Genomic DNA, 9,363 nt, shown 5'->3' with positions numbered 1-9,363 from the left:
GGGGGGGGGGGGGGGGGGGGGGGGGGGGGGGGGGGGGGGGGGGGGGGGGGGGGGGGGGGGGGGGGGGGGGGGGGGGGGGGGGGGGGGGGGGGGGGCGGCGGGGGCCGCGGGTGGTGCCGGATCTGCTCCGGCGGTACGGCCACCGGCTGCGGACCAGCGTGCGCGGCGGCGCTCTCGGTCCGCTCCCGGTGCGCTCTCGGCCCCTCGCGGTGCCCGCCGTACGGCCCCGCTCCCCGCCACGGCACCCGGCCGGGTCCGGCCCGGGAGCCGGCCGCCCGGCCCCGGCGAACACCCGTGCGGTGGGCGGCGGGGCTCGGTTAGCGTGATTGCATGCGTTTCGGAGTGCTCGGTCCCCTGACCGTATGGGCGGCGGACGGGCGGACGGTCCGGGTGCCCGAGCTGAAGGTGCGTGCCCTGCTCGCGGCCCTGCTGGCCCACCGCGGCCGTCCGGTGTCCGCGGACCGGCTCGTCGCGGAGCTGTGGGGCGACCGGCCCCCGGCCCGCCCGGCCGCGGCCCTCCAGAACAAGGTGTGGCACCTGCGCAGGGCGCTGGAGGCGGCGGCGCCCGGTGCCCGGGAGCTGGTCGTCTCCCGCCCGCCCGGATACGAACTGACGGCCGGCCGCGACTCCGTGGACGCCGACTGCTTCGGGCAGTTGACCGCCCGGGCCCGGGCCGCGGGCGACCCGCATATCCGGGCCGGGCTGTTCGCCGACGCGCTGGGGCAGTGGCGGGGGCCCGCGTTCGCGGACTTCGCGGACGAGGAGTTCGCCCGGGCCGCCGCGGCCGGTCTTGAGGAGCAGCGGCTGACCGTCCTGGAGGAGCAGGCGGAGACCCGGCTGCTCCTCGGCGAACACGCCCTGGTCGCCGACGAGCTGGGCGACCTCGTGGCACTGCACCCGCTGCGGGAGCGGCTGCGGACGGCCCATATCCGGGCCCTGTACCTGGCCGGGCGGCAGGCCGCCGCGCTGCACAGCTTCACCGAACTGCGGGAGCGCCTCGCCGAGCAGTTGGGAGTGGATCCGGGCCCGGAGCCCGCCGCGCTGTACCGGGCGATCCTCGCGCAGGATCCGGCGCTCGCCGCCGTACCGCCCCCGGTGACGACCGCGGCCCGGCCGCCGACGAACGTTCCCGGGGCGGCAGCGCCGGACGGGCTCGTCGGCCGGGATCCGGCCGTCGCCGGAGTACGGGCGGCGCTCGGCCGCCATCGGCTGGTGACGCTCACCGGACCGGGCGGGGTCGGCAAGACCCGGCTGGCGCTGACGGTGGCGGCCGGGGCGGCCGACGGGTTTCCCGGCGGGGTGCGGCTGGTGGAGCTGGCCGCGCTGCCCCCGGCCCGGGGCCGCCGCGGGCCGGAGGTGGCCGAGCTGGTCGCCGCGGCGCTGGGGGTACGCGACGATATCGCGCCGCCGCCGGGCACGGCGGCGGGCCCGCGGTCCCTGACGGACCGCATCGCGCGGGCGCTGGGCGACCGGCCCGCGCTGCTGGTGCTCGACAACTGCGAGCATGTGGTGGACACGGTCGCCGGGCTGGTGACGGACCTGCTGGCGGCGGCCCCCTCGCTGACCGTGCTGACGACCGGCCAGGTGCCGTTGCGGGTACGGGGCGAATGGCTGCACGAGGTGCCGCCGCTGGCCGGGGCGGACGCGGTGGCTCTGTTCACCGCACGGGCCCGGGCGGCCGCGCCGCATATCGTCGTCGACGGGGAGAACGCGGCGACCGTCGCCGCGATCTGCCGACGGCTGGACGGGCTGCCGCTGGCGCTGGAGATGGCCGCGACCCGGCTGCGGGTGCTGGGGGTGGCCGAGCTGGCGGCCCGGCTCGACGACCGGTTCCATGTCCTGGCGTCGGGGCTGCGGGACGCGCCCGCCCGGCAGCGGACCCTGCGCGCGGTCGTCGACTGGAGCTGGCAGTTGCTGGGCGAGCAAGAGCGCACGGTGCTGCGGCGGCTGGCCGTGCACTCCGGCGGCTGCGGTCTGGACGCCGCCGAGGCGCTCTGCCCGGCGGACGGAGTGGACCGGTTCGAGGTGCTGGACCTGCTGGCCGGGCTGGTGGACGCGTCACTGGTGGTGGTCGCGGACACCCCGGAGGGGCCGCGGTACAAGCTGCTGGAGTCGGTGTCGGCGTACGCCCTCGAACAATTGCGGGAGCGCGGTGAGCTGGACGCGCTGCGGGTGGCGCACCGGGAGTACTACACGGGGTTCGCCGAGCGTACGGAGCCGCTGCTGAAGGGCCATGGACAGCGCCGGTGGCTACGGCTGCTGGATGCCGAGGACGCCAATCTGCGGGCGGCGCTGGACGGTGCCGCCGAAGCCGGGGACACCGACCGCTCGCTGCGGCTGGCCACCGCGCTGACCTGGTACTGGCGGCTGCGCGGGCGGTACGAGGAGGCGGCCCGCCGGCTGGCCGCGGCACTGTCGCCCGGCGCTCCGGGCGGGCCCGGGGGCATGGCGGCGAACGGTGCGGACGGGCCGGAAGGCGCGGCTCCGGGCGGTACGGACGGGCCCGGCGGGGCGGCGGGGCGCGCCCGGCTGGTGGCCGCGGCGACCGTCCGGCTGACCGGGATGCGGCTGGCGCTGGGGGGTGCCCGGGATCCCCTGGCCGAGTACCGTACGGCGCTCTCCCGCTACGACGGCGTGGACGATCCCGCGGGTCTCGCCTGGTCCCGCTGGTATCTGGGCGCGCATCTGTACGGGATCGCGGAGACGGGCCCCGGCGAGGAGCTGGTGCGGCAGGCGCTGGACGGGTTCGGCGCCCTCGGCGACCGGTGGGGCACGGCGGCCGCGCTGGCGGCCCTGGCGTTCCGGGCGAAGCTCCGGGGGGACTTCGCCTCGGTACGGGAGTACGGCGAGCGGAGCCTGGCACTCTTCCGCGAGGTGGGCGACGCCTGGGGGCAGTTGCAGGCGATGATCGCGCTCCAGACCCGGGCGGAGGCGCTGGGCGAGTACACCGTCGCGGGGCGGCTCCACCGGGAGGGGCTGCGGATGGCGGAGGACCTGGGGCTCTGGCCCGAGGTGTCCTTCCAGCTCTCGGGGCTGGGCCGGATCGCGCTGCTGACCGGGGAGTTGGGCCGGGCCGGGGAGTTCCACGAGCGGGCCCGGCGGCTGTCTGCGGAGCAGGCGGACGTCTTCGGCGAGCTGTACGCGGAGACCGGGCTGGCGCTGGGGGCCCGCCGGGAGGGCAGGCTGGACGCGGCGGAGGAGCACTGGGAGACGGTGCTGAAGCTGCATGTCCGGATGGGGTACGAGCCGACGGCACCGCCACTGGTCCTGGCCGAGCTGGGCTTTGTCGCCGAGGCCGGGGGGCGGGTGCGGGAGGCGCTGCGGCTTCAGCGGGAGGGGCTGGCGGCGGCCCGGGCCACGGGCGATCCGCGGGCGCTGGCCCTGGCGCTGGAGGGGCTGGCCGGGGCCGAACTGCTGTCCGGTGACGCGGTCGTGGCGGTGTGGCTGCTGGGGGCCGCGGCCGGGACCAGGGAGTCGGTGGGAGTGCCGCTGCCGTCGGGCGAGCGGGGCGATGTGGACCGGATCGGCGCGCGGGCGCGGTCGGCGCTGGGTGCCGTGGCGTACGAGGCGGAATTCGCGCGCGGCCGGGCGCGGGGGCCGGAGGCCGGGGCGGCGTACGGGCAGGGGGCCGGTCGGGGGGCCGGGGGCGGGGGCGGGAGCGGCGCCGGGGACGGACGGGCGGCGGACGGGCGGGAGGCCGGGACCGGAATCGGTGCCGCGGCCGGACGGGAGGTCCCGGGGGCAAGGGCGGGAGGCGGGACGGCGCCCGGGGCGGCGGGGTCCGGAGGGTCGGCGGCGCCGGGCGCCGCCGTCCGGGAGTGACGGTGCGCACCGGCGCCGCCGTCCGTGTCCGCCCCTCCTTCACAGGGGGGCGCGGAGGCCGGGCGGACACGGCGGCGTGGTGGTGGTGACGCGCGGGGGTCGCGCGGGAGGTCAGGAGTAGCGGACCTCCAACAGCACCGCGCCGGGCGCAACTTGCTTGCAGAAGAAGATCCCGCTCCACAGGCCCTGCGCGGCACCGGCCTGGCCGGCCGCCTGACACTCCGCCACGGTGGCGTGGTAACTGCGGGGTGTCCACCAGCTCGCCTCGGCGGTCCCCGCGGTGCCGAGGACGAGTCCGGCGGAAGCGGCGACGGAAGCAACGGCAAGACCAAGACGTTTCACCATGGAAGCGGCTCCTCTGTTCGAGAAAAGAAGTGACGTTTCTCCGGGGGGCGAGCGAGGTGCGGGAGCAACATAACCGTGTCACCGGGCGCTCACAAGAGGTCTACACCAGTAGACTTTTCCGTTTCTGCGACAGTTTCCCGGTGGCGGAAAATCGACGCCCACCCGGACCCGCCGTGGCGAACATTCGCCAGATGCTTTTCTGTTCGATTTTCGGATGGGTACGTTCTCCCGTGAGGGCGGAGAACGCCTCCGCTACGGGCGCCGAGCCCGTTTCCGGATGAGCGAGGAACGTATGTCAGACACATCGGAGTTCGCGTCGGGCGCCGCGGGTGCGGCCGGGGCCTCGGGGCCCGAGATCGACGAGTACCTCAGCAATAACGTCACCTACGCGGCCGCGTTCGGCGGCCCGCTGGCACTGCCCCCGGCCCGGAAGCTGGCGGTGATCGCCTGCATGGACGCCCGGCTGAACATCTTCGCCATGCTGGGACTGAAGGAGGGCGACGCGCACATCATCCGCAATGCGGGCGGCGCGGTCACGGAAGACGCTATCCGGTCGGTGGTTATCAGCCAGCGACTGCTCGGTACTCGCCGGATCATGCTCATCCACCACACCGACTGCGGTATGCAAACCTTCAAGGACGACGAATTCAAGGCGGATATCGAGGCGGACACGAGAATTCGCCCGCCGTGGGCGCCCGAGGCATTCGCCGATCTTGAGGACGACGTCCGGCAGTCGATCCGCCGTATCGAAGCCGATCCCTTCGTTCCCTACAAGCACTCCATCCGGGGCTTCGTCTTCGATGTGGAGACCGGACAGTTGAATGAGGTGAGCCATGTGAGGTGAAAGGGGTGGATGGGGATGGTGTGACACCGGGGAAGGGAATGAAGAGACGGGATAGAACGGGGAGCACCGTGCCGAGCCGTATCCCGGCCGGGCGGCACGACGCTCCCCTCTTCGGACCTCTTCGGATCTCTTCGGATCTTCGGGCAGGCCGTTCCCGTCAGTTGCGCGGGAGTGCGTACAGATCGGCCCACTGCTCGGCGGTGACATTCTTCGGCAGCGCGCCCCGCGGGATGCGGTGCGCGCGGAGCCAGTCGTCGATCCGCCGCCGCGGCAGCCCGGGGACGGCATGGCCGACGATGTCCGTCAGCCCGCGGCCCCTGCCGTTGAACACCCGGGCGACCAGGTCCTGGTAGCCGGCCCGGTCCCGGTCGGCGACGAGGGGCCGCTGTCGGCGGGTCATCGTGAGCACTCCCCCGTCCACGTTCGGCCGGGGCCGGAAGGCCGCCGCGGGCACCCGGCCGACCAGCCGGAAGTCGTACCAGGGCCACCACTGGGCGGTCATCAGGGTCGCCCCGCCGACCCCGGCCCGGCGCCGGGCCACCTCCCACTGGACCAGAAGTACGGCATCGGTCCAGCCCGGAGAGCGCAGGACCCGGCGGAGCATGGCCGTGGTCTGGTGGAAGGGGAGGTTGCCGACGAGGACATGCGGGGTGTCGGGGGCGCGATAGCGGAGGAAGTCCGCGGTGACGACGGTGGTGGACGGCCGGGCCAGGCGGCGCAGTCGACCGGCGCGGCGGCCGTCGATCTCCACGGCCGTCAGCTCCCGGCCCAGTTCCTGGAGCGGCAGGGTGAGGGCGCCCCCGCCCGGGCCGATCTCCAGAATCGGCCCCCGGGTGCGGGCCACCAGCCGGGTCATGGTGTCGATGGTGGACCGGTCGACGAGGAAGTTCTGGCCGAGTTCGTGCCGGCCGGGACGGTGCGAGTGGGACTGGGGGTGCGAGTGCGAGTGCGAGTGCGAGTGCGAGTGCAAGGGAGTGTGTCTCCGCGGCTTCGAGGTGAGCCGGGCAGCACGAGGAGGCCGCCCGGCGTGTACGCGCTGAACCGGCGCGTACACGCTGAAGCGGCGAAAGCCCTGGAAAAAGGGAGGGAATCCGCCGCTAGAGGGGGCGGAAACGCATCGCTGCGATACCTGCAACTCCACACATGGAACGGAACGCTATCGGCGGCCCTCGCCCCTGCCAACCGGATTTCCCCGGGGCAGGGGCCCGCCGGGTGGGCGCGGGCCGCGCGGCAGCGCCGGGCCGCCCCCGGCGGGTCAGGCGCGGTGGGTGATGCGGCCCGAGCTGATCGTCAGGGGGACCGGTGCGTCCGCGATCTCGTCAGCGGGGGCCGTCACCGGGTCCACGCCGAGTGCGGTGAGGTCGGCACGCAGGCCCACCGCGATCCGGCCCGCGGTCGCGGACTCGCCCGCCGCGGCGGCCGCGTGGGTGGTGCAGCCCTCCAGCGCCATCAGGCCCGTCAGCCCGTGGCCGGTCGCCGCGCCCCGGGGGGCCAGCGCGGTGGCGAGCACCCGGCGGGCGTCGTAGGGGGCGATGGGCCAGTCGGAGCCCAGCGCCAGCAGTGCGCCGGCGTCCCGGAGGTCGCGGCAGCGCCAGGCGCGGGCGGCCCGTTCGGCGCCGAGCCGCTTCGACCACTCGTCGGTGTGGTCGGCGCGGGTGTAGGCGGTGTGCGGCGGCTGCATGGACGCCACCACCCCGAGCCGGGCGAACCGTCCGAGCTGGTTGTCGGGGACGGTCTCGATGTGTTCGATGCGGTGCACGGGCCCGCCCGGCCCGCGGTCGCCGAGCGCCTCGACGGTGTCCAGGACATGCCGTACGGCCGCGTCGCCGATGGCATGGGTCGCCGTGCCGACGCCCGCGCGGTGCAGCCGGTGCACGGCGGCGCTGTAGGCGGCCGGGTCCGGCCAGAAGGCGTCGGTGCCCTGGCCGTGGCAGTCGGCGTGTTCCAGCCAGGCGGTACCGCCCTCGACGGTGCCGTCCATGAAGAACTTCACCCCGCCGACCCGCCAGCCGCGCCCGTGCTCGCGCTGGACCGCGGTCAGCCACTCCAGTTCGTCGTCCCCGGCGCCGGGCATGCACCAGGGCGCGAGCCGGAGCCGTACCGGCAGCTCCGCCGTCTCCTCGACGGACGCCAGCAGTTCCAGGGCCTCGCCGCCGAGGTCCATCACATGCGCCGACGCGATACCGGTCGCCGCCATCCCGGAGAGCAGTTCCAGCAGCTTCGCGCCGCGCTCGGCGAACGGCGCGCCCGGCACCACCGGGCTCATCAGGTCCATGGCCGCGTGCTCGATGAGATGGCCCGTCGGCCGCCCGTCGGCGTCGCACACCACGCTCGCGCGCTGGGCGAACTCCCGGGACCCGTGGATCCCGGCCGCCTTCAGGGCCGCCGCGCTGACCAGCGCCGAATGGCCGTCGTAGAGGCGGATGAACGCGGGCGCGCCGTCGAGCGCCTCCTCGATGAGGGCATGGTGCGGTTCGCGCCCGCCGAAGGCGTTGTGGTCCAGCCCCCAGGCCAGTACCCAGCCCTCGCGGCGCTCCGCGGCCCGCAGTGCGGCCAGCAGCCCCGCCAGGTCCGTGACCGCCGACAGATCGGCGCCCGAGGCCAGTTCGAGGCCCCAGACGGGGTGGCTGTGGGCGTCGGTCAGACCGGGGACGAGGACGGCCCCGGTCAGATCGACCGTCTCGGTGCCCGGTCCCCGCCATTCCCGTACGGACTCGGCCCCGCCGACGGCGACGACGAGCCCGTCCTTGACGGCGACGGCGTCCGCGGTGGGCCGGGACGGGTCGAGGGTGCGGACCGCCGCCCCGGTCAGGACGATGTCAGCTGCTGCCACGGTGTACTGCCTCCCTTGTGTGACGGCCGGACTCTGCGGGTCCGGCGGGGTCCGCCGGACCGGGATCGTCCGGATCGGCGGCGAAGTTGGCGTAGATCTCCGGCCGGCGCCGCTTGAGTGTGAACGCCAGGACGACCCCGGTCAGGAAGACCGCCGGGACCATCGCCAGAAGTACGGTGTTGACCACGGTCGACGCCCCGGTGAACAGCGACACCTTGGTGGCGATCAGATAGATCGCCACGGCGAGCAGCACGGCCGCGACGACCGGGGCGACCACCGTGCGCAGTACGCCCTCGTCGTGCCGGACCCGCCGGAAGTAGCAGGGCACCGCGATCGCGGTCAGCAGCATCAGGGCCATCAGCCCGATCATGCCGGGGGTGTTCACCCAGAGCAGGAGCTGGGTGTACGGATCCGCCCCGGCGGCCGCGAAGCCGAGGACCACGGCCGCGCCGAGCACGGTCTGGGCGATCCCGGCGGCGTACGGCGAACGGTGCCGGGGGTGGATCCGGCCCAGGGCCTTCGGCAGGACGCCCTCCTCCGCCAGGGCCAGGGAGTAGCGGTTGATCGCGTTGTGGAAGGCGAGGAGCGAGGCGATGATGCTGGTCACGATGAGGACATGCATCAGATCGGCGGCCCAGTCCCCGACATAGGTGGTGATGGCGGTGAAGAAGAGGCCGCCGGGGTCGTCGGTGGCGGCCTTGACGACCCGGTCGCTGCCGAAGGCCTGGACGACCGTCCAGACGATGAAGGCGTAGAAGGTGCCGAGGAAGGCGACGGCCGCGTAGGTGGCGCGCGGGACCGTACGGTCCGGGTCGCGGGCCTCGCGCCGGTAGATGACCGTCGACTCGAATCCGGTGAACGCGGCGAAGGCGAAGGCGAGTACGGCGGCGGTGCCGGGGACCAGCACCTCGGAGGGCGCGAAGGACGACAGGCCCAGCCCGTCGGCCCCGCCGTCGATCAGCACACCGGCCGCGAGCAGCAGCAGGATCCCGGTCTCGGCGACCAGGAGCACGCCGAGGAGCTTGGCGCCGAAGTCGACGGAGCGGAAGCCGCCGTACCAGATGATCAGCAGTCCGGCGAGGGAGACCGGGAGCCAGGGGATGTCCGCGCCCCAGAGCGCGGCGCCGGTGTCGGCGGTGGCGGAGCCCAGCAGGCCGAAGATCCCGATCGCCATGCCGTTGTAGCCGATCATGGCCAGCAGTGCGGCGCCGATACCGGCCGCCGGGCCGAGGCCCCGGGCGATGTACGCGTAGAACGCCCCGCCGCTGCGGATATGGCGGCTCATCGTGGTGAAGCCGACGGCGAAGACCGCCAGGGTGATGCCGGCGAGGAGGTATCCGGCGGGTGCGCCGATGCCGCCGAGGGTGAGGGCGATGGGGGCGACCCCGGCCATCACGGTCAGCGGGGCGGCCGCGGAGACCACGAAGAAGGCGATGTCGGACGTGCCGAGCCTGCCTTTTCCGAGCCCTGGGGAGGTTGCGGACATACGGATGGGGGCCTTCCTGGTGCTGCGGGGAAC

Annotated in this window: 6 protein-coding genes; 2 read left to right on the top strand and 4 right to left on the bottom strand. The window is 74.7% G+C overall.

The window, feature by feature from the left end; translation table 11 throughout:
* Window positions 1–330: 330 nt before the first annotated feature.
* Window positions 331–3,822, top strand: a complete 3,492-nt coding sequence (locus tag ACWDR0_RS27890; RefSeq protein WP_456354547.1) for a BTAD domain-containing putative transcriptional regulator — start codon at window positions 331–333, stop codon at window positions 3,820–3,822.
* A 111-nt stretch (window positions 3,823–3,933) separates the two neighbouring features.
* Here ACWDR0_RS27890 and ACWDR0_RS27885 read toward each other — a convergent pair whose 3' ends face one another.
* A complete protein-coding gene (locus ACWDR0_RS27885) occupies window positions 3,934–4,167 on the bottom strand; it encodes a hypothetical protein (RefSeq protein ID WP_456354546.1) in 234 nt (77 codons plus the stop codon).
* A gap of 292 nt (window positions 4,168–4,459) precedes the next feature.
* Here ACWDR0_RS27885 and ACWDR0_RS27880 point away from each other — a divergent pair, with 292 nt between their 5' ends.
* Window positions 4,460–5,011 (top strand): beta-class carbonic anhydrase, encoded by a 552-nt coding sequence (locus ACWDR0_RS27880; protein WP_456354545.1) that lies wholly within the window; start codon window positions 4,460–4,462, stop codon window positions 5,009–5,011.
* 157 nt (window positions 5,012–5,168) lie between these two features.
* Here the strand turns inward: ACWDR0_RS27880 and erm are convergent, their stop codons facing one another.
* The 3 genes from erm to ACWDR0_RS27865 all read right to left on the bottom strand — a co-directional run bounded on the left by erm (window position 5,169) and on the right by ACWDR0_RS27865 (window position 9,330).
* Window positions 5,169–5,981 (bottom strand): 23S ribosomal RNA methyltransferase Erm, encoded by an 813-nt coding sequence (gene erm / locus ACWDR0_RS27875; protein WP_456354544.1) that lies wholly within the window; start codon window positions 5,979–5,981, stop codon window positions 5,169–5,171.
* Between the two features lie 285 nt (window positions 5,982–6,266).
* Window positions 6,267–7,844 (bottom strand): amidohydrolase, encoded by a 1,578-nt coding sequence (locus ACWDR0_RS27870; RefSeq protein WP_456354543.1) that lies wholly within the window; start codon window positions 7,842–7,844, stop codon window positions 6,267–6,269.
* Entirely contained in the window at window positions 7,831–9,330 is a 1,500-nt protein-coding gene (locus ACWDR0_RS27865) for an APC family permease (RefSeq protein WP_456354542.1), read from the bottom strand. The genes ACWDR0_RS27870 and ACWDR0_RS27865 overlap by 14 nt, the downstream gene beginning before the upstream one ends.
* Window positions 9,331–9,363: the final 33 nt, after the last annotated feature.

It is taken from the genome of Streptomyces sp. NPDC003691 (assembly GCF_053981115.1).
This window is presented reverse-complemented; position numbering and strand designations above follow the sequence as displayed.

What these genes read in the sequence shown, in the direction of transcription:
- ACWDR0_RS27890 (WP_456354547.1), top strand. Translation starts at nt 331, where the DNA reads ATGCGTTTCGGAGTGCTCGGTCCCCTGACCGTATGGGCGGCGGACGGG.
- ACWDR0_RS27885 (WP_456354546.1), bottom strand. Translation starts at nt 4,167, where the DNA reads ATGGTGAAACGTCTTGGTCTTGCCGTTGCTTCCGTCGCCGCTTCCGCC.
- ACWDR0_RS27880 (WP_456354545.1), top strand. Translation starts at nt 4,460, where the DNA reads ATGTCAGACACATCGGAGTTCGCGTCGGGCGCCGCGGGTGCGGCCGGG.
- ACWDR0_RS27865 (WP_456354542.1), bottom strand. Translation starts at nt 9,330, where the DNA reads ATGTCCGCAACCTCCCCAGGGCTCGGAAAAGGCAGGCTCGGCACGTCC.